Genomic DNA, 21,700 nt, shown 5'->3' with positions numbered 1-21,700 from the left:
CCCTCCCTGCCATGCACTGTCCCTTCTGCGGCGCCCATGACACCAAGGTGATCGACTCGCGACTGGTCGCGGAAGGCGATCAGGTCCGCCGTCGCCGTGAGTGCCTGGCCTGCGAGGAGCGCTTCACCACCTTCGAGACCGCCGAACTGGTGATGCCACGCCTGATCAAGCAGGACGGCAGCCGCCAGCCCTTCGACGAGGACAAGCTCCGTGCCGGCATGCAGCGGGCGCTGGAGAAACGCCCGGTGAGCATCGAGCGTCTCGAAGAGGCCATCGCCCACATCAAGCACAAGCTGCGCGCCACCGGCGAGCGCGAGGTGAAGTCGCGGGTGCTGGGCGAGCTGGTGATGGTCGAGCTGCAGAAGCTCGACGAGGTGGCCTACATCCGCTTCGCTTCGGTCTATCGCCGCTTCCAGGACCTCAACGAGTTCCGCGAGGAAATCGAGCGGCTGGCCCGTGAGCCCTCCAAAGACTAAGGCATGACCGCATCCGACCAGGCCTTCATGGCCCGTGCGCTGGAACTGGCTCGCAAGGGCCTCTATTCGACCCACCCCAATCCCCGCGTCGGCTGCGTGATCGTCCGTGACGGCCAGGTGGTCGGCGAAGGCTGGCACGCCCGCGCCGGCGAGCCCCACGCCGAAGTGCACGCCCTGCGCCAGGCCGGTGAGCGCGCCCGGGGGGCCACCGCCTACGTGACCCTGGAGCCGTGCAGCCACCACGGGCGGACCCCGCCCTGCGCCGATGCGCTGGTGAACGCCGGCGTCGCCCGGGTGGTCGCCGCCATGCAGGACCCCAATCCCCAGGTGGCCGGCCGTGGCCTGCTGCGCCTGATGGACGCCGGCATCGCCGTGCAGTCCGGGGTGCTGGAGAGCGAGGCGCGCGCGCTCAATGCCGGCTTCATCAAGCGCATGGAAACCGGGTTGCCCTTCGTCCGCGTCAAGCTCGCCATGAGCCTGGACGGCCGCACCGCCATGGCCAGTGGCGAAAGCCAGTGGATCACCGGCCCGGCCGCCCGTGCCGCCGTGCAGCGCCTGCGGGCGCGGGCCAGCGTGGTGCTGACCGGTGCCGACACCGTGCTCACCGACGGCGCCCGCCTGACCGTGCGCCCCGACGAGCTGGGCCTGAACGCCGAACTGACCGCCCTGGCCGTGACCCGCCCGCCGCTGCGCGTGCTGGTGGACGGCCGCCTGCGGGTGCCGCTCTCCGCGCCCTTCTACCAGGCTGGCAAGGCCCTGGTGGCCACCTGCGCCGTGGCCTCGGCGCGGGATCGCTTCCAGGAGGAGGGCCACGAACTGCTGGCCGTGCCGAGCAGCAACGGCCATGTCGACCTGCGTCGTCTGCTGCTGGAACTGGGCTCGCGCGGGGCCAACGAGGTGCTGGTGGAGGCCGGGCCGCGCCTGGCCGGTGCCTTCGCCCGGGCGGGCCTGGTGGATGAATTCCAGATCTTCATGGCCGGTCGCCTGCTCGGCTCCAGCGCCCGTCCCCTGCTGGACTGGCCCCTGGCGCGGATGGCCGAGGCGCCGCAGCTGAAGATCACTGACGTGCGTGCTGTCGGTGACGACTGGCGCATCATCGCTGTGCCGCTGCCTCCGGTTGCTCGATAGCTGATCATTTCCATCGAAACGACTGGCTTGGAGCAGGCCGCGCCCTGTGTTAAAAACGCGCTCGGCCTTCTGGAATGGAAGGCCGAAACGTTCTCAGGGCGGGGTGGAAGTCCCCACCGGCGGTAATTGCGCCACGCGCATAGCCCGCGAGCGCTTCCCGGTCGCCACGGCGAGGGGAAGGTCAGCAGACCCGGTGTGATCCCGGGGCCGACGGTCACAGTCCGGATGAAGAGAGAACGGGATTGCCCGCCTGGGTGCGCGTTCGCGCGTCCGCGAAGTCCCATTCGATCCAGAGCCCTGTTTCTCACCAAACAGGAGATCGACATGCTCAACCCCCTTCGACCGAACCGCGCGGCCCTGGCCGTTCGCGTGCCGGTCCTCGCCCAGGCTGCCCATGGCGGCCGCTCCATGACTCGGGAGGCTCCATGTTCACCGGCATAATCGAAGCCATCGGCACCATTCGCGCCATCACCCCCAAGGGCGGTGACGTCCGGGTCCTGGTGGAGACCGGCAAGCTGGACCTGGGCGACGTCAAGCTCGGCGACAGCATCGCCGTCAACGGTGTCTGCCTCACCGCCGTGGAACTGCCTGGCAACGGCTTCTGGGCCGACGTCAGCCGCGAGACCCTGGCGCGCACCGCCTTCGACGACCTCAAGCCGGGCAGCCCGGTGAACCTGGAAAAGGCCCTGACCCCCACCAGCCGCCTTGGCGGCCACCTGGTCAGCGGCCACGTCGACGGCATCGGGGAAGTGATCGCCCGGGAAGACAACGCCCGCGCCGTCCAATTCAGGATCCGCTCGCCGCGTGAACTGGCCAAGTACATCGCCCTGAAGGGGTCGATCACCGTCGACGGCACCAGCCTGACGGTGAACGCGGTCAATGGCGCCGAGTTCGAGCTGACCATCGTCCCGCACACCCTGGCGGAAACCATCATGGTGGATTACCGGCCCGGCCGCCGGGTGAACCTGGAAGTGGACCTGCTGGCCCGCTACCTGGAGCGCCTGCTGCTGGGCGACAAGGCCGCCGAGCCCCAGGCGTCCGGCATCACCGAAGGTTTCCTCGCCGAACACGGCTACCTCGGGGCGCATCTAAAAACGTAGGCGAGGCCGTCAGCGCAAGGCAAAAACAGGCGAAAAAGCGCAGTTTACGTGCGGTAAATGAGCATTTTGAGCCTGTTTTTAACGCCGCGATGACAACGCAGGTAGTTTTTAGAGATGCCCCTCAACCGCTGAATTCATTAAGGAGGGCCCATGGCTCTCAATACCGTTGACGAACTGATCGAAGACATCCGCCAGGGCAAGATGGTCATCCTCATGGATGACGAGGACCGCGAGAACGAAGGCGACCTTATCATGGCCTCCGAGTGCGTGCAGGCCGAGCACATCAACTTCATGGCGCGCTTCGCCCGTGGCCTGATCTGCATGCCGATGACCCGCGAGCGCTGCGAACTGCTCAAACTGCCGCTGATGGCGCCGCGCAACGGCTCCGGCTTCGGCACCAAGTTCACCGTCTCCATCGAGGCGGCCGAAGGCGTCACCACCGGCATCTCCGCCGCCGACCGCGCGCGCACCGTGCAGGTGGCCGCCGCCAAGGGCGCCAAGGCCGAGGACATCGTCAGCCCCGGCCACATCTTCCCGCTGATGGCCCAGCCCGGCGGCGTGCTGGCCCGTGCCGGCCACACCGAGGCAGCCTGCGACCTGGCGCGCATGGCCGGCTTCGAGGCGTCCGGAGTGATCTGCGAGATCATGAACGACGACGGCACCATGGCCCGCCGCCCCGAGCTGGAGGCCTTCGCCGCCGAGCACGGGATCAAGATCGGCACCATCGCTGACCTCATTCACTACCGCCTGATCCACGAGCGCACCGTCGAGCGCATCGCCGAACAGCCGCTGGACAGCGAACTGGGGCACTTCAACCTGGTGACCTACCGCGATGCCGTGGAAGGCGACGTGCACATGGCGCTGACCCTGGGCGAGATCAGCCCGGAAGAGCCGACCCTGGTGCGCGTGCACAACATGGATCCGCTGCGCGACCTGTTCATGGTCAACCAGTCCGGTCGCTGGAGCCTGCGCGCGGCGATGAAGGAAGTGGCCGCCTCCGGCAGCGGCGTGGTGCTGCTGCTGGGCAACCCGCTGACCGGCCCGCAGCTGCTGGCGCATCTGGAGCGCCAGCTGGGCACCGAGACCAAGGTCACCACGCCCTCCACCTACAGCACCGTCGGTGCCGGCTCGCAGATTCTCCGCGACCTCGGGGTGCGCAAGATGCGCCTGATGAGTTCGCCGATGAAGTTCAACGCGATATCCGGTTTCGACCTGGAAGTTGTAGAATACCTGCCCGCTGAATGACCCGAAGGGCCCTGGCCGTGAACGGCCGGGGCCTTCGCTCTTTAATTGACGAGAACCCGCCCATGCCCCTGAAGACCATCGAAGGTACCTTCATCGCCCCCAAAGGCCGCTATGCCCTGGTGGTCGGCCGCTTCAACAGCTTTGTCGTGGAAAGCCTGGTAAGTGGCGCCGTAGACGCCCTGGTCCGCCATGGCGTGTCCGAGGACGACATCACCATCATCCGTGCCCCCGGTGCCTTCGAGATCCCCCTGGTCACCCAGAAGGTCGCCCAGCGTGGCGAGTTCGCCGCCATCATCGCCCTGGGCGCCGTCATCCGTGGCGGCACCCCGCACTTCGAATACGTCGCCGGTGAGTGCACCAAGGGCCTGGCCCAGGTGTCCATGGAATTCGGCGTACCGGTCGCCTTCGGCGTCCTGACCGTCGACTCCATCGAGCAGGCCATCGAGCGTTCCGGCACCAAGGCCGGCAACAAAGGCGCCGAAGCCGCACTCTCCGCCCTCGAAATGGTCAGCCTGCTGGCGGCCTTGGAGGCCAAGTGAGTTTCAACAGCGACAACGACGCCCCCGAGGCGCCGAAGAAGCCCGCCAAGGGCAAGATCGCCACGCGTCGCCAGGCCCGCAGCCTGGCCATGCAGGCGCTCTACTCCTGGCACATCGCCGGCCAGCCCCTGAACGAGATCGAAGCGCAGTTCCGCGTCGACAACGATTTCAGCCAGGTGGACGGTGCCTACTTCCACGAGATCCTCCACGGCGTACCGCGCCAGAAGACCGAGATCGACGAGGCCTTCCTGCCCTGCCTGGATCGCCCCCTGGAAGAGGTCGACCCGGTCGAGCTGGCCATCCTGCGCCTCTCCACCTACGAGCTGATGAACCGCGTCGACGTGCCGTACCGCGTGGTCATCAACGAAGGCATCGAGCTGGCCAAGGTCTTCGGTGCCACCGACGGGCACAAGTTCGTCAACGGCGTCCTCGACAAGCTGGCGCCCCGCCTGCGCGCCGCCGAGGTTCGTGGCGGCAAGCGCTGAGCCCCCGCCACGGATGGGTGAGTTCGAGCTGATCCGTCGCTACTTCGCCTCCGCCGCCTGTGCGGCGGGTGGCGAAGGCATCGCCCTCGGCATCGGCGACGATTGCGCCTTGCTGCAGCCCGCACCGGGCGAGCAACTGGCCGTGTCCACCGACACCCTGGTGGCCGGCGTCCACTTTCCCCGGGTGTGCGATCCCTTCCTGCTGGGCCAGCGCGCCCTTGCCGTGTCCGCCAGCGACCTGGCCGCCATGGGCGCCGCGCCCCTGGGCTTCACCCTGGCCCTGACCCTGCCCGCCGCCGATGCCGACTGGCTGCAACAGCTGGCCGCCGGCCTCGACGCCATGGCCCGCCGTTGCGGCCTGGCCCTGGTGGGTGGCGACACCACCCGTGGCCCCTTGAGCCTGACCCTCACCGTGTTCGGTCGTCTGCCGGCCGGTGCCGCTCTGCGGCGTTCCGGTGCCCGTCCCGGCGACCTGCTCTGCGTGGGCGGCAGCCTGGGCGATGCCGCCGGTGCCCTGCCGCTGGTGCTCGGCCAGCGGTCGGATGAAGGCGCCGAGGCCGCCACCCTGCTGGATCATTACTGGGCCCCGCCGCCGCAGTTTGCCCTCGGGCTGGCCCTGCGTGGCCGTGCCAGCGCCGCGCTGGACGTGTCCGATGGCCTGCTGGCCGACTGCGGGCACATCGCCGCCGCCTCCGGCGTGGCCCTGTGGCTGGAAGCCGGGCGTGTCCCGCTGTCCCCGGCCCTGCAAGCGCTCTACCCCCACGACCAGGCCCTGGGCCTGGCCCTGTCCGGCGGTGACGATTACCGCCTGGCGTTCACCCTGCCGCCGCACCAGCTCGACGCCGTGCAGGCCGCCTGGCCGGCACTGGCCGTGATCGGCCGTGTCGAAGCCGGCCACGGTGTCCACCTGCTGGATGCCGACGGCCGCGAGCGACCGCAGCCGGCCCAGGGTTACCAACATTTCGGGAGTCACGGTGACTGATCATCCGCAACAAGCGCCGGCCCAGCCGGTCCCGCACTCGGTCTGGCGCAACCCCTGGCACTTCCTCGCCTTCGGTTTCGGCTCCGGCACCCTGCCCAAGGCCCCCGGCACCTGGGGCTCGCTGGTGGCCCTGCCGTTCATCCCGCTGTGGCAGATGCTGCCTGACTGGGGCTACTGGCTGATGCTCGGGCTGACCATGCTGTTCGGCTTCTGGCTGTGCGGCAAGGTCGCCGACGACCTGCGCGTGCACGACCACGAAGGCATCGTCTGGGACGAAATGGTCGGCATGTGGATCACCCTCTGGCTGGTGCCCGAAGGCTGGCAGTGGCTGCTGCTAGGCTTCGTGGTGTTCAGGGTCATGGACATCCTCAAGCCCTGGCCGATCCGCTGGATCGATCGCCACGTGCATGGCGGCGTCGGCATCATGCTCGACGACGTGCTGGCCGGCGTCTTCGCCTGGCTGGCCATGCAACTGATCATCTGGGGCGTCGGCCTGGCAGGCATCTGATCTGAAGGGAGACGGGACGATGCTCCGCAGGTTGCTCGGCATGCTGTCGCTACTGCTGGTTTCACCCGCCTGGGCGGCGGACGGCCACCCGCCGGTGGCGGAGATCGTCATCGCCTCCGAGGTCTGGGCCGGCCACACCAACGCCGACGGCAGCGGCCTGGGCTGGGACATCCTGCGCAAGGTCTACGAACCCGTGGGCGTTCGCCTGAAGATCCGCAGCGTCCCCTATACCCGCTCCGTGGGGCTGGTGCAGCGCCACGAGGCCGATGCCTGGATGGGCGCCTACCGCGACGAGATCGCCGGTGCCGTCTACCCCCGCTGGCACTACGACGCCGACCAGATCAGCGCCCTCGGCAAGGCCGGCGCGCCCGCCCCCAGCCTGCAGACCCTCGGCCGCTACCGCCTGGTGTGGATCCGCGGCTACGACTACCAGCACCAGTTGCCAAACCTGAAGCACTTCGAAGAAATCCAGCGCCGGGGCGGTATCCTCTCCATGCTCGACCTGGACCATGCGGACTACTACATCGATGCCCGCACCGAGATCGACGACGTGCTCGCCCAGACGGCGCATCCGGAGCGTTACCAGGTCACCTTCCTGACCCCGCTCCCGCTCTACGTCGGCTTCGCCGCCACCGAACGCGGTCGCGAGTTCGCCGCCCTGTTCGACGAGCGCATGACGCGCCTGGTGCAGAGCGGCGAGCTGCGCCCGTTGTACGCCCGCTGGAAGCAGCCCTATCCCTTCGACCCACCGGAGAAGCCCCATGCGTCGCCTTGAGCTGTCCTGTCTCGGCCTGTTGCTGATGGCCTGTACCAGCGCCTGGGCCGAGCCCGTGGTGCAGGTGGTGGGGCTGTTCCCCAACGCGGCGGTGATCAGCGTCGACGGCCAGCGCAAGCTGGTGCGGGTCGGCCAGACCGGCCCCGGTGGCGTGCAGGTGGTCAGCGCCGACAGCAAGGGCGCGGTCCTGCGCATCGACGGCGTCGAGCGGCCCTACGCCCTCAGCCGCGAATACAACAGCGCCGCCCCGCCCCCGGGCAGCACCGATGCCGCCGCATCCGCCCCACGCAAGGCGCAGATGAGCATCGCCCGGGGCAACAACGGGCACTACATGGTGGCCGGCTCCATCAACGGCCACCCGGTGCAGTTCATGGTGGACACCGGCGCCACCAGCGTGGCGATGAACGAGAACCAGGCGCGCATGCTCGGCCTCGACTACCGCGTCGAGGGCAAACCGATGACCGCCAGCACCGCCGGCGGCAACGTGCGTGCCTGGCGGGTGCGCTTCGACCGGGTCAAGGTCGGCCCGCTGGAAGTGCTCGGCGTCGAAGGCGCGGTGGTCGAGGGCGACGCCCCGGTGGACGTGCTGCTGGGCATGAGCTTCCTCAACCAGGTGCGCTGGCGCGAGGACCAGGGCGTGCTGCGCCTGGAGTCCAAGTTCTAGGGCCTGCGAGCGGAGCCCACCGTCCAAGCCTTTCGATCCTTATCCCCAACTATTCAGTCTGACGGGCCGGCAGACGCTGCTGATACAATGCCGGCCTTTCGCAATCCCAGGAGAACCGTGGTGTCCGTCGTTTTCGTCGCCGCCTCCCAACTGCCCACGCCCTTTGGCCTGTTCACCATGCACGGCTTCCTCGACGAGGAAAGCGGCAAGGAACACGTCGCCCTGACCATGGGCGACATCGCCGACGGCCAGCCCGTGCTGGGGCGCCTGCACTCCGAGTGCCTGACCGGCGATGCCCTGTTCAGCCTGCGTTGCGACTGCGGCTTCCAGCTCGAGGCCGCCCTGCGCGCCATCGCCGAAGCCGGCCGTGGCGTGCTGCTGTACCTGCGCCAGGAAGGCCGTGGCATCGGCCTGTTGAACAAGATCCGCGCCTACGAGCTGCAGGACGGCGGTGCCGACACCGTCGAAGCCAACGAGCGCCTGGGCTTCGGCGCCGACCAGCGCGAGTACGCCTTCTGCCTGCCGATGCTCGAACACCTGGGCATCAGCAGCATCAAGCTGATGACCAATAACCCGCGCAAGGTGAAGGCCCTGGAAGGCTTCGGCATCCGCGTCGCCGAGCGCGTGCCGCTGCAGACCGGCCTCAACCCGCACAACCAGAAGTACCTGGCCACCAAGGCCGGCAAGCTCGGCCACATGCTGGGCAGCCTGCACCAGGGCGAAGTCGAGCTATGACCCGCAGCCAGGTCCGCCGCCTGCTGGCCCTCGAATGGTGGGCACACCTGGGCGCCGCCCTGGGCCCGCTGTTCCTGGTCAACCTGCTGTTCGGCTCCGGCGACCCGGTGTTTCCCGCCCTGGAAATGCCCCTGTTCGTCGCCGCGCTGATCTCCATGTTCATCAGCCTGCCGCTGTTCCGGGGCTACAAGCGCGCCCTGATCGCCACCGAAAAGGCACTGGACGGCGACCACGAGCGCGAAGCCTGGATCGAGCTGCGCCGGGTGCGCCGCGTCGCCCTGCTGGGCGCCGGCCTGCCCGCCTGGGTCGGTGCCGTCGCCGTGTTCGCCGGGCTCAATGCCGTGGCCCTGGTGCTGCTGGCCCTGAGCAGCGCCGTGGTGCTGTCGCTCTACCGCATTCCCCGCCAACTGGCCTGATGCACCGCCTGCTCGGCCTCCTGCTGCTGGGCCTGGTGCTGCCGGCGCTGGCCGATGACGGCGCACGGCGGGTGGTCAGCCTGGCCCCCTCCCTCAGCGAAATCATGCTCGAACTGCATGCCGAGGACCGCCTGGTGGGCGTCCTCGACGGCGGCGAGCGCCCGGCGGCCCTGGCCGCGCTGCCCAGCGTCGGCCACTACGGCCAGGTGCAGCTTGAGCGCGTGGTGGCCCTGGCGCCCGACCTCATCCTGCTCTGGCCCGACAGCGTCGGCGCGCCCATGCAGCAGCGCCTGGAGCAGCTTGGTATCCCCTTGCTGGTGATCGAGCCGCGTCGGCTGGACGAGCTGGCGGGCGTCTTCGAGCAGATCGGCCCCCGGGTCGGCCACAGCGCCGAAGGCCAGGCCCTGGCCCGGCGCTTCCGCGACGGCCTGGCCGAGCTGCGCCAGCGCTACCACCGTGAGCCGCCGCTGCCGGTGTTCTACCAGGTCTGGGACCACCCGCTGTACACCCTGGGCGGTCGGCAGATCGTCAGCGACGCCCTGGCCCTGTGCGGTGCGCGCAACCTGTTCGCCGACCTCGACCTGCCCGCGCCCCAGGTCGGTATCGAGGCCGTATTGCAGCGCCAGCCCCGCGTCATCCTGGTCAGCGAGCCGGCCCAGGCCGCCGCCTGGCAGGCCTGGCCACAACTGCCGGCGGTGACCGCCGGCCAGGTCTGGGCCGTGCCCGACCGGGGCCTGGAACGCCCCAGCTTCCAGATGCTCGGGGCCACCCGCGCGCTGTGCGAACGCCTGGCCCAGGCGCGCTGATGGCCGCGTTCGTCAGAACTGCGGTGACCACTTCAGGCTGACCACCACCCGCCGCCCGGCATCCCGGTAGCCGCCGCGTGCCTCGTAGGTCGGATCGTCGATGTAGACGTCGTTGTTTTCGTAGGGCAGGGCGTCGCCGTAGGGCGAGCTGGAGAAACCGGACTGGTCGGCGTAGCGCTTCTCCAGGTAGCGGTTATCCCCCAGGTTCTCCACCCGCGTTTCCACCTTCAGCCCTTCCAGCAGGTCCCAGCCGGCGCGGATGTCGAGGCGGCCGTAGCCGGGGCTGTGCACGGTGTTGTCGGCGTCCTGGTAGCGGCTGGACACCCCTAGCCAACTGAAACCGAAGCTGTACTCGCCGAAGCGGCGGTCCATGTCCAGCGCCAGGTTGCGCCGCGAACGTCCCGGCAGGGTGTGCCCGGTCTCGCGGTCGCGCGGGTCGACGAAACCGGCGGAAAGGCGGGTGGTCCAGCCGAGCAGTTCGCGGGACAGGCTGATGTCCAGCCCGTTGATCCGCGCGCGGCCGACGTTGCGCCAGGTGCGCACGTAGTCGGGGTCGAAGGTTTCCACATCGGTGATCAGGTCCCGGATATTGGTGCGGTACACCCCCAGGGACCAGTCGGTGCCCAGGTGGTTGCCGCGCAGCTGGGCTTCCCAGGTGCGCGAGCGCTCGGGTTGCAGGTCCGGGTTGCCGCTGGGGAAGAATTCCTTCGGTACGTAGAGCTCGAGGAAGGTGGGCGTGCGGAAACCCTCGGCGTAGCTCAGCACCAGTTGCGTCTGGGCGGGCAGGTCGATGTCCAGGGCAGCGTTGAGGCTGTCCTCGTTGCCGAACTGGCGGTCCTGATCATGGCGCAGGCCCAGTTCGGTGCCGAAGGGGGCTGCGCGGTAGCGGTGCTGGACGAACCAGGCCTGGTTGCGGCGCTCGCGCTCCTCCAGCGGCACGTTGGCGCGCAGGCGTTCCTCGGTCCATTCGGCGCCCAGCAGCAGCTGGTTGGCGGCGTCCAGGTGCAGGGTGTTCTGCCAGAGCAGCGAGTCCCGGTAGCTGGCGTATTCCTCGAAGGTGGTGAAGTAGTTGTAGACGGTGTCGACACGGCTCTTGTCTTCGCTGTGGCCAGCCTCCAGGCGGCTGCTCCAGAGTGGGCTCGGGTCCACCTGGAGGAAGGCCGAGGTGCTGCTGAGGGCGAAGCGGTCCCGGGGCTGGTCGGGAAAGGCGCCGCTGTCGCCGTCCAGCTCGCTCTTGCCGCGCTGGTCCAGCAGGTTCAGCCCGGCGCGCCAGGTCTCGGCGAAGCGGTGCTCCAGGCTCAGGTTCAACCCTCGGTTGCGGTAGGCGTCCTTGTCCGTGTTGGCACCGTCGCGGTCGTCGCTGCGGTCCTGGCGCAGCTCCACCAGGCTCATGCCCAGGTCATAGCGGGTGTTCGCGTCGCCACCGGCCAGGCCGAGGCTGTTCTCGCTGTCATCGCCGTCCCCCAGGCTGAAGTCGAAGCGCGGGTCGAGGCCCGCCTTGCCACGCCGTGTGAAGACCTGGATCACTCCGCCCATGGCATTGCCGCCGTACAGGCTGGAGCGTGCGCCCCGGGTCACTTCCACCCGCTCCACCTGCTGCATGTTCAGGTACTGCAGGCGCGCCAGACCGTTGCTCAGCTGGCCGATGCGCATGCCGTCGAGCAGCACCAGCACCTGGCTGGGGTTGGTGCCGCGCAGGTACAGCGCCGTAGGGCTGCCACGGCCGCCGGTCTGCTGCACCGACATGCCCGGCACGCGTGCCAGCAGGTCGGGCAGGCTCTTGACCTTGAGCCGGGCGATGTCGGCGCGGGTGAAGACGCTGGTGGCCGCCGTGGCCTGGGAGCGGGGCTCCAGACTGCGCCCCGAGGTGCCTACCAGGTAGGGACTCTTCAGGGCGTCGAGGCTTTCCGGGGCGATCTCCTCCGCCGGTGTGGCGCAGGGGAGCAGGACAATGGCCAGGGCCAAGGGGGAACGCAGCATGGATGACTCCTCAAAAGATCCGAATGACTTTCGAGGAGGGCCGGGCAAGAGCCGGACTGCACGGCAGGGAGCGCCGCCTGCGCTTGACGGAGGGGCCCTCCGCCACACACGTACACGTGAAGCACCGGCCCGGGCGCGCCGCCAGCGGCGCAGCCCGGCTCCGGGTTACAGCCCCGCGGCCTTCGAAGGGGCCTGCGGGTCCAGCAAGGCCAGGCGCTGGCGCACGGCGGCTTCGATGCCCGCCTCGTCCAGGCCGCACTCGGCCAGCATCTGCGCCGGCTTGGCGTGTTCCACGTAGTAGTCCGGTAGGCCCAGGTGCAGCACCGGCACCTGCAGGTTCTCGTGGGCGAGGAACTCGCTGACGGCAGCACCTGCGCCGCCCATCACGCTGTTCTCCTCGATGGTCACCAGCAGCCCATGGCTGCCGGCCAGTTCACGCAGCAGCGCTTCGTCCAGGGGTTTGACGAAGCGCATGTCCACCACCGTGGCGTCCAGGCGCTCGCCCACCTGCAGGGCTTCGGCCAGTTGCACGCCGAAGGCCAGCAGGGCAACACCGCTGCCGCGACGACGAACCACCGCCTGGCCGATCGGCACTGGCGCCAGTTCCGGCTCGATTACCGCGTTGGGGCCGCTGCCACGGGGGTAGCGCACCGCTGCCGGGCCCTGGAAGTGGTAACCGGTGGTCAGCAGCAGGCGCAGTTCGTTCTCGTCGCTCGGGGTCATCACCAGCATGCCGGGGATGCAGCGCAGGTAGGACAGGTCGAAGCTGCCGGCGTGGGTCGGGCCGTCTTCGCCCACCAGGCCGGCGCGGTCGATGGCGAACAGCACGTCGAGGTTCTGCACCGCCACGTCGTGCACCAGCTGGTCATAACCGCGCTGGAGGAAGGTGGAGTAGATCGCCACCACCGGCTTCACGCCATCGCAGGCCATGCCGGCCGCCAGGGTCACGGCGTGCTGCTCGGCGATGGCGACGTCGAAGTAGCGCTCCGGGAAGCGCTCGGCGAAGGCCACCAGGTCCGAGCCTTCCTTCATCGCCGGGGTGATGCCCACCAGGCGCGGGTCCTGTGACGCCATGTCGCACAGCCACTGGCCGAAGACGTTGGAGTACTTCGGCCCGGACGGCTTCTTCGGCGCTGCCGGAGCGTCCAGCGGCTCCAGCTTGGTGATGGCGTGGTAGCCGATGGGGTCCAGCTCGGCCGGGGCGAAGCCCTTGCCTTTCTTGGTCACCACGTGGAGGAACTGCGGGCCCTTGAGGTCGCGCATGTTGCGCAGGGTGGCCACCAGGGTGGGCAGGTCGTGGCCGTCGATGGGGCCGATGTAGTTCCAGCCCAGCTCCTCGAACAGCGTGCCGGGGACCAGCATGCCCTTGGCGTATTCCTCGGTGCGGCGGGCGATCTCCCAGGCGCCGGGCAGGCGCGAGAGCACCTTCTTGCTGCCCTCGCGCATGCTCGCGTAGGTACGGCTGGAGAGGATCTTGGCCAGGTAGTTGGACAGCCCGCCGACGTTGTGGGAGATCGACATGTCGTTGTCGTTGAGGATCACCAGCATGTCGGCCTGCACGTCCGAGGCATGGTTCAGCGCCTCGAAGGCCATGCCGGCGGTCAGTGCGCCGTCGCCGATCACGGCGATGGACTTGCGCCCCGAGCCCTGCATGCGGGCGGCGATGGCCATGCCCAGGGCCGCGCTGATGGAGGTGCTGGAGTGGCCGACGCCGAAGGTGTCGTACTCGCTCTCCGAGCGGCGCGGGAAGGCGGCGATGCCGTCCTTCTGACGCAGCGTGCCCATGCGCTCGCGGCGACCGGTGAGGATCTTGTGGGGGTAGGCCTGGTGGCCCACGTCCCAGACCAGCCGGTCGTCGGGCGTGTCGTAGACGTAGTGCAGGGCGATGGTCAGTTCGACCACCCCCAGCCCCGCGCCGAAATGCCCGCCGGTCCGGCCGACGGTATAGAGCAGGTACTGGCGCAGTTCGTCGGCCAGGGTTTCCAGCTCGGCCTCGCCCAGCCGACGCAGCGCGTCCGGCGTCTCCGCGCGGTCGAGCAGGGGCGTGAGCGGGCGCTCGCGGGGAATCTCATGGAACGTCGTGGGCATCAGGCTAATCGTTATGGGTGCAAAAAGATGCGGCAGTTTACCTGATGCCGCTTTGCCTGCCCAAGACATGGCGTCGGATGCCCGGGCGACCCGGCAGCGTCACCCACCACAGGCCCTCGATTCGATACCGGGGCACAGCCTTGTAGGGTGGGCTTCAGCCCACCAACGGCAGACAGCGAGGGCTGAAGCCCACCCCTACAGCGCTGACAAACGGCGCTACTGCGCAGGAGCGAGCTCTGCTCGCGAAGGCGGCCTACCAGGTGTCCACGAACGACCGTTTGCGGCCTTCCGGTGTGGCGGAAGGCGCGGTGGCGTTGAGGCCGCGCAGGAGCCAGGCGCGGGTCTGCTCCGGGTCGATGACGGCGTCGATCTCCAGGAAGCTGGCCATGTTGATCGCCTTGCCGTTCTGGTAGGCCTTGTCGACCATCTTGCGGAACAGCCGCTCGCGCTCCCCGGCATCCTCCACGGCGGCCAGCTCCTTGGCGTAGCCCAGGCGCACCGCGCCCTCCAGCCCCATGGCGCCGAACTCGCCGCTGGGCCAGGCGACGGTGAACAGCGGCGAATGGAAGCTGCCGGCCGCCATGGCCTGGGCACCCAGGCCGTAGCCCTTGCGCAGCACCACGGTGAACACCGGCACCTCCAGCGCGGCGGCGGCGACGAACATGCGCGAGACGTGGCGTACTGTGGCCTGCTTCTCCGACTCCGGGCCGACCATGAAGCCGGGGGTGTCGCACAGCGACAGCAGCGGCAGGCCGAAGGCGTTGCACAGCTGCATGAAGCGCGCGGCCTTGTCGCCGGCCTGGGCGTCGATGGCGCCGCCGAGGTGGGCGGGGTTGTTGGCGATCAGCCCGAAGGGGCGCCCCTCGATGCGGATGAAGGCGGTGATCAGCCCCGGCGCGAAGGCGCGGCGCAGTTCCAGCACCGAGTCCGCATCGGCCAGGGTCTCGATCAACGCGCGGATGTCATAGACCCGCAGGCGGTTCTCCGGGATGGCGTGGCGCAGTGCACGCTGGTCGGCGCAGCGCCAGTCCGCCAGGCGACCCTGGAAGTAGGACAGGTAGCGCTTGGCGGCGGCCACCGCTTCGGCCTCGTCCTCCACCAGGATGTCGATCACCCCGTTGGGCGCCTGCACGGCGGTCGGGCCGACCTCCTCGGCGCTGTAGCGACCCAGGCCGCCGCCCTCGATCATCGCCGGGCCGGCCATGCCGATGCTGGCGTTGCGGGTGGCGATGATCACGTCGCAGCAGCCCAGCAGGGCCGCGTTGCCGGCGAAGCAGCGACCGGAGACGACGCCCACCAGCGGCACCTGGCCGGAGAGCCGGGCCATGGCGACGAAGGTGTGGCAGTCCAGCCCGGCGACGCCGACGAAGTCCGAGTCTCCCGGCCGGCCGCCGCCGCCCTCGGCGAACAGCACCAGGGGCAGGCGCCACTGTTCGGCGAGGCCGAGCATGCGGTCGGTCTTCTTGTGGTTCATCACCCCCTGGGTGCCGGCGAACACCGTGTAGTCGTAGGCGATGGTCATGCAACGGGCGGCCTCGGCGCCGAAGGCGTCGGCGTTGACCGTGCCGATGCCGGCCACCAGGCCGTCGGCCGGGCTCTGCTCGATCAGCTCCTCCAGGCTGCGGCGCCGGCGCTGGGCGGCCAGGGCGAGGGCGCCGTATTCGATGAAGCTGCCGGCGTCGAGCAGGTCGTCGAGGTTCTCGCGGGTGGTGCGCTGGCCGGTCTTGCGGCGCTTGGCCACCGCCTGCGGGCGGCGTTCGTCACGGGTGATGGCGTGGCGTTCGAGCACTTCCGCGAGGTCGGCGCGGATGTGCGCCAGGTCCAGGCTTTCTTCGCTGGCCACTGCCTCGCCGTCCACCTCCGCAGGCTCCAGGTAGAGCAGCGGCGCGCCTTCGAACAGGCTGTCGCCGGGCTGCACCGCCAGGGCGCGGACGCGGCCGCTGTGGCTGGCCTTGACCACGAACTCCATCTTCATCGCCTCCAGCACCGCCACCGGCTGGCCCAGGGCCACGCTGTCGCCTTCGGCCACGTCCAGGCTCACCAGCACGCCCTGGCTGGGGGCCAGCAGCGGCAGGCAGCCGGGCGGGGCGTCGATGCCGCCGGCCGGTTCGACCTGCGGGGCTGCGCTGCTGACGAACAGGTGCGGGTGGGCGCTGGGCTGGGGCGCCAGCAGCTCGGGCAGGTGGCGTTCGAGGAAGCGGGTGTCCACCGGCGCCGCCAGTTCGGGGCGGCGCAGCAGGTTCTGCAGCAGGTGCAGGTTGCTCGCCACGCCCTCCAGGCGGAATTCGCAGAGGGCGCGGTAGGCCCGGCGCAGAGCGGCGGGCAGGTCATCGGCCTGAACGATCAGCTTGGCCAGCAGCGCGTCGTAGCGCGGGTTGGTGGTGCAGCCGGCGTAGCCGTGGCCGTCCACCCGCAGGCCGGGGCCGCTGGGCGGCTCGTAGGCACTGATGGTGCCACCGGCAGGGCGTGTGCTGCCGTCGGCGAGCTGGGTCTCCAGGTTCACCCGCAACTGCACGGCGACCCCGCGCGGGGCCACCGGCTCGTCCAGGCCGAGGTCCTCCAGGCGGGCGCCGGCCGCCAGGTGCAGCTGGGCCTGGACCAGGTCGACGCCGGTGATGGCCTCGGTGATGGTGTGCTCCACCTGGATGCGCGGGTTGGCCTCCATGAACACGAAGTCGCCCCGGGCCGGGTCCACCAGGAACTCGAAGGTGCCCAGGCCCCGGTAGCCCGTTTCGCCGGCCAGGCGCAGGGCGGCGTCGAGCATCCCCTGGCGCAGGGCCGGGGCGAGGTCGACGGCGGGGGCGATCTCCACCAGCTTCTGCTGGCGCCGTTGCAGGCTGCAATCGCGCTCCCACAGGTGGCTGACGCGCTCGCCGTCGCCCAGCACCTGCACCTCGATGTGCCGGGCGCCTTCGATCAGCCGTTCGACGTAGAGGTCGTCACGGCCGAAGGCGGCGCGGGCTTCGGACTGGCAGCGGGCGTAGGCCTCGTCCAGCTCCTCCGCCCTATGCACCGGGCGCATACCACGCCCGCCGCCGCCGGCCAGGGCCTTGAGCATCAGCGGGCCGTGGCTGGCGAGGAAGACGCGGGCCTCCTCCAGTGAGGTGGGGCGGTTGGTGCCGGCGGCCAGGGGCACGCCGCAGCGCTCGGCCAGGGCGCGGGCGCGGGCCTTGTCGCCGAACAGGTCGAGGGCCTCGGGCGCCGGGCCGACGAAGCGGATGCCGGCGGCCTCGCACTGGCGCGCCAGCTCGGCGTTCTCGCTGAGGAAGCCGTAGCCGGGGTGCAGGGCGTCGCAGCCCTCGCGGCGGGCGATGGCCACCAGCTGGGCGATGTCCAGGTAGGCCGCCGGGCCCTGGCCGGCGAGGGCCACGGCGCGGTCGGCCTTGCGGGTGTGCAGGGCCGCGTGGTCGTCCTCGGCGTGGACGGCGACGCTGTCGATGCCCAGCTCGGCGGCGGCGCGGGCGATGCGGATGGCGATCTCGCCACGGTTGGCGATCAGCAGGCGTGCGAAGGGTCGGTTCACAGCAAGGCTTCCAGTTCGTTCTTCTTGATCTTCCCGGTGGCGGTCATCGGCATCGCCGGCAGCAGCCGCACCTCCGGTACTTTGTAGACGGCCATGGCGTCCTGGCACCAGGCGACCAGGCTTTCCGGCGTCTCCTCGGCACCCGGTTTGAGCACGATGAAGGCCACCGGCTGCTGCCCGCGCTGCTCGTGAGGGCGGCCCAGCACGGCGCTGGCCAGCACGGCCGGGTGCTGGCCGAGCAGCGCCTCCAGCTCGCTGGGGAACACGCTCATGCCGTTGACCTTGAGCATCTCCTTGCGCCGGCCCAGGTAGCGGATGAAGCCGCGTTCATCGATCACCCCCAGGTCGCCGGTGTGCAGCCAGCCGTCGCGCAGCACCTCGGTGCTGGCCTCCGGGCGCTGCCAGTAGCCCTTGAGCAGCGAGGGCGAGCGCAGGCACAGCTCGCCTTCGCGGCCCAGGGGCAGCAGGGCGCCGCTGTCGAAATCGCAGACCTTGAATTCGGTGCCCGGCACCGGCAGGCCGACGAAGGTGGGTGCCTGGCTGAGGTCGAAGTCGCCGTCCTGCAGGCCGTAGGTGAAGGTGTCGCAGGTGTGGGTCTCGGTCATGCCGAAGGCGAATTCGTAGAGGGTGCAGCCGGTGAGCTGGCGCCAGCGCGCGCGGTAGTCGCGGGTGAGTTTCTTGACGAAGGAGATGGCACCGACCCGGCGCAGGCTGGCGAAGTCGAAGTCGCCGACGCGGGGGTGGTCCAGCACCTCGGCGGCGCTGTCCACCAGCAGGCCGCAGTGGCTGACGCGGTAGTGCTGCACGGCGGCCATGAAGGCTTCCGCATCCCAGCGGGCCAGCAGCACCAGGGCGCAGCCGGCGTAGACCGGGAACAGCAGGCCGGCGTTCTCCCCGGCGATCCAGAACTCGGGGAGGAAGTTGAGCATCACCGACTGCGGATCCAGCCCGAGGGCCACCGGCACGAAGCTGGCGCAGGTGTAGAGCATGTCGCCGTGGGTGTGGATGCAGCCCTTGGGCAGGCCGGTGGTGCCGCCGGTGTAGTTCAGCGCGGCGGCGTCCTCCAGGCGCGGCTGGTGGCTGGGCGTCGGCGCCTGGCAGGCGGCCAGGGCGGGGTAGAAGTCCAGGCAGTCCTCGGCGCTGGCCTTGGGCGCCAGCAGCAGGTCGGGCAGCGGCAGGCTCGGCGTGGCCGGGCGTAGTTCGCCGAGGCTGGTGGCGATCAGCAGGCGCACCGAGGTCTGCGCCTGCACCGTGCGCACCACCGGCAGCAGCTGGTCGAAGCACAGCAGCACGGCGGCGCCGCTGTCGTTGAGCTGGTAGGCCAGCTCCAGCCCCTTGGACAGCGGGCTGACCGGCGCATAGAGCGCGCCGCACTTGAGGATGCCCCAGAAGGCGATGTGCAGCTGCGGGCAGTTGGGCAGGAACACCGCGACCCGGTCCCCCGGCACCACGCCGCGCTCCACCAGCAGGGCGGCGAAGCGGTCGCTCAGGCGGTCCAGTTCCGCCCAGCCCAGGCGGTGGCCGTAGAAGTGCACGGCGGCGGCCTCGGGCTGGCGCCGCGCCCATTCGCGCAGGTAGTCGGTGAGCGGGCGTTCCCCCAGCGGGTACTGGGGCGTACGGGGCAGGCCCTGGGGCCAGGCGAGCTTGCGGCGCTCGGCGAGCGCCTGCAGGTAGGCGTGTTCGTTCATGGGGCCTCGCTAGGGTTTGTTCTTGTGGTGCGGGGTCCGGGCATCCTAGGCAGCCCCCAGGGGCGTGGGAACTGATGGTTGTTCATTCACGATCATGAATCTGCTGCATGGTTGGCCAGGGTGGCGCTAGGGTGCCGTGCATGACCGGTGCAGAGGGGCGGGCACCCTCCGTGAGCGTGGAGGCGCAACCATGAATAAGGAACATGAATGGCCAGCCCTTGGCCGTGTTGATCTGAACCTGTTCCGCGTCTTCGACGTGATCCACCGCGAACGCAACCTGACCCGCGCGGCGGCGGTGCTGCACCTCAGCCAGTCGGCCATCAGCCACGCCCTGGCGCGCCTGCGCGAGCAACTGGGGGACCCGCTGTTCATCCGCGAGGGGCGCGGCGTGGCCCCCACCCCGGTGGCCCTGCGCCTGGCCCCGGTGGTGAGCGAGGCCCTGGCGCTGCTGCAGGGCGGGGTGGACCGGCTGCAGCAGTTCGACCCGACGCGGGACTCGCGCACCTTCATCCTCAACATGCCCGAGCAGCTGGAGCCGTTGCTGCTGCCGCCCATCGTTGCCGCCCTGCGCCCGCACCTGCCCCGGGTCGGCGTGCGCAGCACCAGCGTGCGCTGGGGCGAGCTGAAGCTGGAGATGGCCGCCGGGCACATCGACCTGGCCGTGGAGGTGGCACGCCCGGCGGATGCCGAGCTGCGCCAGTGCCAGTTGCTGCGGGAGCCGCTGCGGGTGCTGGCCGGCCCGGCCTTCGTCGGCGAACTGGACGCCGAGCGCTACCTGGCGGCGCGGCACATCGCCGTCACCTCGCGGCGGCGCAGCATCTCGGTGGAGGACCTGGCCCTGGACAGCCTCGGCCTCTCGCGCCACGTGGTGCAGCGCTGCCAGCACTACCTCACCGCCGCGCAACTGGCCGCCGGCAGCGACGGGCTGCTGACCGTGGCCGCCGCCTACTGCCCGATGCTGACGCGCATCGCCCCGCTGCGGGAACTGCCGATGCCGCTGCCCCTGCCGCCGGTGACGCTGAACCTGTACTGGCACGAACAGGCGGCCGGCGAGCCGGGCAACCGCTGGCTGCGCGAGCGCTTGCTGGCCCAGCTCGGCGAGGGGCTTGCCGCTCCGCAGGTCCTCGCGTATCAGTAGGCGCCTTCCTCCGGAAAGGACTCGCCATGAACGAGCTGCTGCACAGCCTGGACTGGGTGCTGCCCCTGCGCAGCGACGCACTGACACCGCTGATGCGCTTCTTCACCCTGCTGGGCTACGAGAAGTTCATCCTCTTCTTCCTGCCGCTGGGCTACTGGGCCTGGCAGCGCACGGTGTTCTTCCGCCTGCTGGTGCTGGTGGCGGTGACCGCGCTGCTCAACGCCTGGCTCAAGGACTACTGGCAGGACCCGCGCCCGGACATCGCCCTGCGCATGGACCACGAGGTGGGCGAGAGCTTCGGCCTGCCCAGCGGCCACGCGCAGCTGTCGGTGGTGTTGTGGTTCTGGCTGGCGCTGGAAGTGCGCCGCCTGTGGTTCTGGGGGCTGGCCTGCGTGCTGGTGACGGGCATCCTGTTCAGCCGCCTGTACCTGGGCGCCCACGACATCGAGGACCTGCTCGGCGGCAGCGCCCTGGGCCTGGCGACCCTCGGCCTGTTCGCCCTGGCCAGGCGCTGGCGCTTCTGGCGCGAGGGCCCGGCCCTGGCCCACCTGGCGCTGGTGGTGGCGGTGTCGGCGGCCTTCGCGCTCACCTGGCGCGGCCAGCCGCCGAGCTACGTACCGTTGCTGGCAGGGCTGATGCTGGTGGTGATCATCGGCTACCGGCGCGTGGGGTTCAGCGTGGCGGTGCCGCTGTGGCGACGGGTGACGGCGGCGGTGCTGGGTGCGCTGGCCTTCATCGGCCTGCAGTGGGGGTTGAAGCACACGGGGCTGGCGCTGCACCTGGAGGGCCCAGCCTGGCAGGCCTTCCGTGGCCTGGCCATCGGCACCTTCGTCGCGGTGCTGGCGCCCTGGGTGCTGGTGCGCCTGGGCCTGCTGGCCCCTGCGCCGGCACGGGACGAGGTGCCGGTCGACGCCTTGCCCCGCGCCGCCTGAGCCCTCAGGCGCTGCGTTCCACCCGCAGCGGGTAGGCCGAGCGCTCGCTCTCGCCCTTCTCCGGCAGTACCGCCAGGATCGACGCTGCCTTCGCCTCCAGGCGGTACCAGAGCCCGCGCGGGACCACATAGAGCGAGCCCGCCGGCAGGGGCTCGCGCACCAGCCCGATCACCGCCAGCAGGCTGATCTCCATTTCACCTTCCAGCACCTGCAGCAGCGCATCGCCCTCGGGGTGGCGCTGCCACGGGCCTTCGCCGTCCAGGTGGCCTAGCTGCACCGTGGCCGGGCCAGGCTGGAAGGGCGCGACCGGCTGCAGCTCGGCACAGGCCGGCGCGAAGGGATGGGGTTTGGGGATGCCGTCGAGCACGGCCTGGATGGGGATCGCTTTCATGGGGGCCTCCCGGTGCGTGGGTCCGGGGACGTTAGCAGTCCGGGTGCCTCGGACGTTTCTGAAAGACCTGTACGGCCAGGCGATGCCATGCCCTCCACCGC

Annotated in this window: 20 protein-coding genes and 1 riboswitch; of the genes, 15 read left to right on the top strand and 5 right to left on the bottom strand. The window is 70.0% G+C overall.

The window, feature by feature from the left end; genetic code table 11:
* The first annotated feature begins 11 nt into the window (after positions 1-11).
* From nrdR to FBY21_RS16275, 13 genes are all read left to right on the top strand, one after another.
* The gene (nrdR, locus tag FBY21_RS16340) at positions 12-476 is read left to right on the top strand and encodes a transcriptional regulator NrdR (RefSeq protein ID WP_044402522.1); all 465 of its coding nucleotides are present in this window, start codon (positions 12-14) and stop codon (positions 474-476) included.
* Between the two features lie 3 nt (positions 477-479).
* Positions 480-1,604 (top strand): bifunctional diaminohydroxyphosphoribosylaminopyrimidine deaminase/5-amino-6-(5-phosphoribosylamino)uracil reductase RibD, encoded by a 1,125-nt coding sequence (gene ribD / locus FBY21_RS16335; RefSeq protein ID WP_044402519.1) that lies wholly within the window; start codon positions 480-482, stop codon positions 1,602-1,604.
* Positions 1,605-1,689: 85 nt separating this feature from the next.
* Positions 1,690-1,846: riboswitch (FMN riboswitch) on the top strand.
* Between the two features lie 183 nt (positions 1,847-2,029).
* Positions 2,030-2,704, top strand: a complete 675-nt coding sequence (locus FBY21_RS16330) for a riboflavin synthase (RefSeq protein WP_142012353.1) — start codon at positions 2,030-2,032, stop codon at positions 2,702-2,704.
* 150 nt (positions 2,705-2,854) lie between these two features.
* Positions 2,855-3,949: a bifunctional 3,4-dihydroxy-2-butanone-4-phosphate synthase/GTP cyclohydrolase II gene (ribBA, locus tag FBY21_RS16320; protein ID WP_074972816.1), complete on the top strand. Its 1,095-nt coding sequence runs from the start codon at positions 2,855-2,857 to the stop codon at positions 3,947-3,949.
* A gap of 62 nt (positions 3,950-4,011) precedes the next feature.
* A complete protein-coding gene (gene ribE, locus FBY21_RS16315) occupies positions 4,012-4,488 on the top strand; it encodes a 6,7-dimethyl-8-ribityllumazine synthase (protein ID WP_044402509.1) in 477 nt (158 codons plus the stop codon).
* The gene (nusB, locus tag FBY21_RS16310; protein WP_044402506.1) at positions 4,485-4,973 is read left to right on the top strand and encodes a transcription antitermination factor NusB; all 489 of its coding nucleotides are present in this window, start codon (positions 4,485-4,487) and stop codon (positions 4,971-4,973) included. Before ribE ends, nusB begins: the two co-directional genes overlap by 4 nt.
* Before the next feature lie 13 nt (positions 4,974-4,986).
* Entirely contained in the window at positions 4,987-5,955 is a 969-nt protein-coding gene (gene thiL / locus FBY21_RS16305) for a thiamine-phosphate kinase (RefSeq protein ID WP_142012350.1), read from the top strand.
* Positions 5,948-6,463: a phosphatidylglycerophosphatase A gene (locus tag FBY21_RS16300; RefSeq protein ID WP_044402499.1), complete on the top strand. Its 516-nt coding sequence runs from the start codon at positions 5,948-5,950 to the stop codon at positions 6,461-6,463. Before thiL ends, FBY21_RS16300 begins: the two co-directional genes overlap by 8 nt.
* Positions 6,464-6,482: 19 nt before the next feature.
* On the top strand, positions 6,483-7,238 hold the full coding sequence (locus FBY21_RS16295) for a transporter substrate-binding domain-containing protein (protein ID WP_142012348.1): 756 nt from the start codon (positions 6,483-6,485) through the stop codon (positions 7,236-7,238).
* On the top strand, positions 7,225-7,902 hold the full coding sequence (locus FBY21_RS16290) for a TIGR02281 family clan AA aspartic protease (protein WP_044402492.1): 678 nt from the start codon (positions 7,225-7,227) through the stop codon (positions 7,900-7,902). The genes FBY21_RS16295 and FBY21_RS16290 overlap by 14 nt, the downstream gene beginning before the upstream one ends.
* A gap of 120 nt (positions 7,903-8,022) precedes the next feature.
* Positions 8,023-8,637 carry a GTP cyclohydrolase II gene (ribA, locus tag FBY21_RS16285; RefSeq protein ID WP_044402489.1) on the top strand — a complete coding sequence of 205 codons (615 nt, stop codon included), beginning with the start codon at positions 8,023-8,025 and terminating at the stop codon, positions 8,635-8,637.
* On the top strand, positions 8,634-9,053 hold the full coding sequence (locus tag FBY21_RS16280; RefSeq protein ID WP_044402486.1) for a hypothetical protein: 420 nt from the start codon (positions 8,634-8,636) through the stop codon (positions 9,051-9,053). Before ribA ends, FBY21_RS16280 begins: the two co-directional genes overlap by 4 nt.
* The gene (locus tag FBY21_RS16275; protein ID WP_142012346.1) at positions 9,053-9,859 is read left to right on the top strand and encodes a cobalamin-binding protein; all 807 of its coding nucleotides are present in this window, start codon (positions 9,053-9,055) and stop codon (positions 9,857-9,859) included. Before FBY21_RS16280 ends, FBY21_RS16275 begins: the two co-directional genes overlap by 1 nt.
* A 12-nt stretch (positions 9,860-9,871) precedes the next feature.
* On the opposite strand, the gene FBY21_RS16270 is transcribed toward FBY21_RS16275, so the two are convergent.
* From FBY21_RS16270 to FBY21_RS16255, 4 genes are all read right to left on the bottom strand, one after another.
* Complete coding sequence (locus FBY21_RS16270) at positions 9,872-11,839, bottom strand: TonB-dependent receptor plug domain-containing protein (RefSeq protein ID WP_142012343.1); 1,968 nt, start codon at positions 11,837-11,839, stop codon at positions 9,872-9,874.
* A gap of 165 nt (positions 11,840-12,004) precedes the next feature.
* Positions 12,005-13,927 carry a 1-deoxy-D-xylulose-5-phosphate synthase gene (gene dxs, locus FBY21_RS16265; RefSeq protein ID WP_044402481.1) on the bottom strand — a complete coding sequence of 641 codons (1,923 nt, stop codon included), beginning with the start codon at positions 13,925-13,927 and terminating at the stop codon, positions 12,005-12,007.
* Between the two features lie 253 nt (positions 13,928-14,180).
* Positions 14,181-17,450: a carboxyl transferase domain-containing protein gene (locus tag FBY21_RS16260; RefSeq protein ID WP_142012341.1), complete on the bottom strand. Its 3,270-nt coding sequence runs from the start codon at positions 17,448-17,450 to the stop codon at positions 14,181-14,183.
* Positions 17,447-19,138: an AMP-binding protein gene (locus tag FBY21_RS16255; RefSeq protein WP_142012339.1), complete on the bottom strand. Its 1,692-nt coding sequence runs from the start codon at positions 19,136-19,138 to the stop codon at positions 17,447-17,449. The genes FBY21_RS16260 and FBY21_RS16255 overlap by 4 nt, the downstream gene beginning before the upstream one ends.
* 190 nt (positions 19,139-19,328) lie before the next feature.
* Here FBY21_RS16255 and FBY21_RS16250 point away from each other — a divergent pair, with 190 nt between their 5' ends.
* The gene (locus tag FBY21_RS16250) at positions 19,329-20,276 is read left to right on the top strand and encodes a LysR family transcriptional regulator (protein WP_142012337.1); all 948 of its coding nucleotides are present in this window, start codon (positions 19,329-19,331) and stop codon (positions 20,274-20,276) included.
* Between the two features lie 26 nt (positions 20,277-20,302).
* On the top strand, positions 20,303-21,208 hold the full coding sequence (locus FBY21_RS16245) for a phosphatase PAP2 family protein (RefSeq protein WP_142012335.1): 906 nt from the start codon (positions 20,303-20,305) through the stop codon (positions 21,206-21,208).
* A 4-nt stretch (positions 21,209-21,212) separates the two neighbouring features.
* Here FBY21_RS16245 and FBY21_RS16240 read toward each other — a convergent pair whose 3' ends face one another.
* On the bottom strand, positions 21,213-21,599 hold the full coding sequence (locus FBY21_RS16240) for a hypothetical protein (protein ID WP_052807525.1): 387 nt from the start codon (positions 21,597-21,599) through the stop codon (positions 21,213-21,215).
* Positions 21,600-21,700: the final 101 nt, after the last annotated feature.

This window comes from Pseudomonas sp. SLBN-26 (genome assembly GCF_006715895.1).
In the GTDB taxonomy this organism is placed as follows: Bacteria; Pseudomonadota; Gammaproteobacteria; order Pseudomonadales; family Pseudomonadaceae; genus Metapseudomonas; species Metapseudomonas otitidis.
The sequence above is the reverse complement of the archived record's forward strand: the minus strand, read 5'-3'. Positions and strand labels throughout refer to the sequence as shown.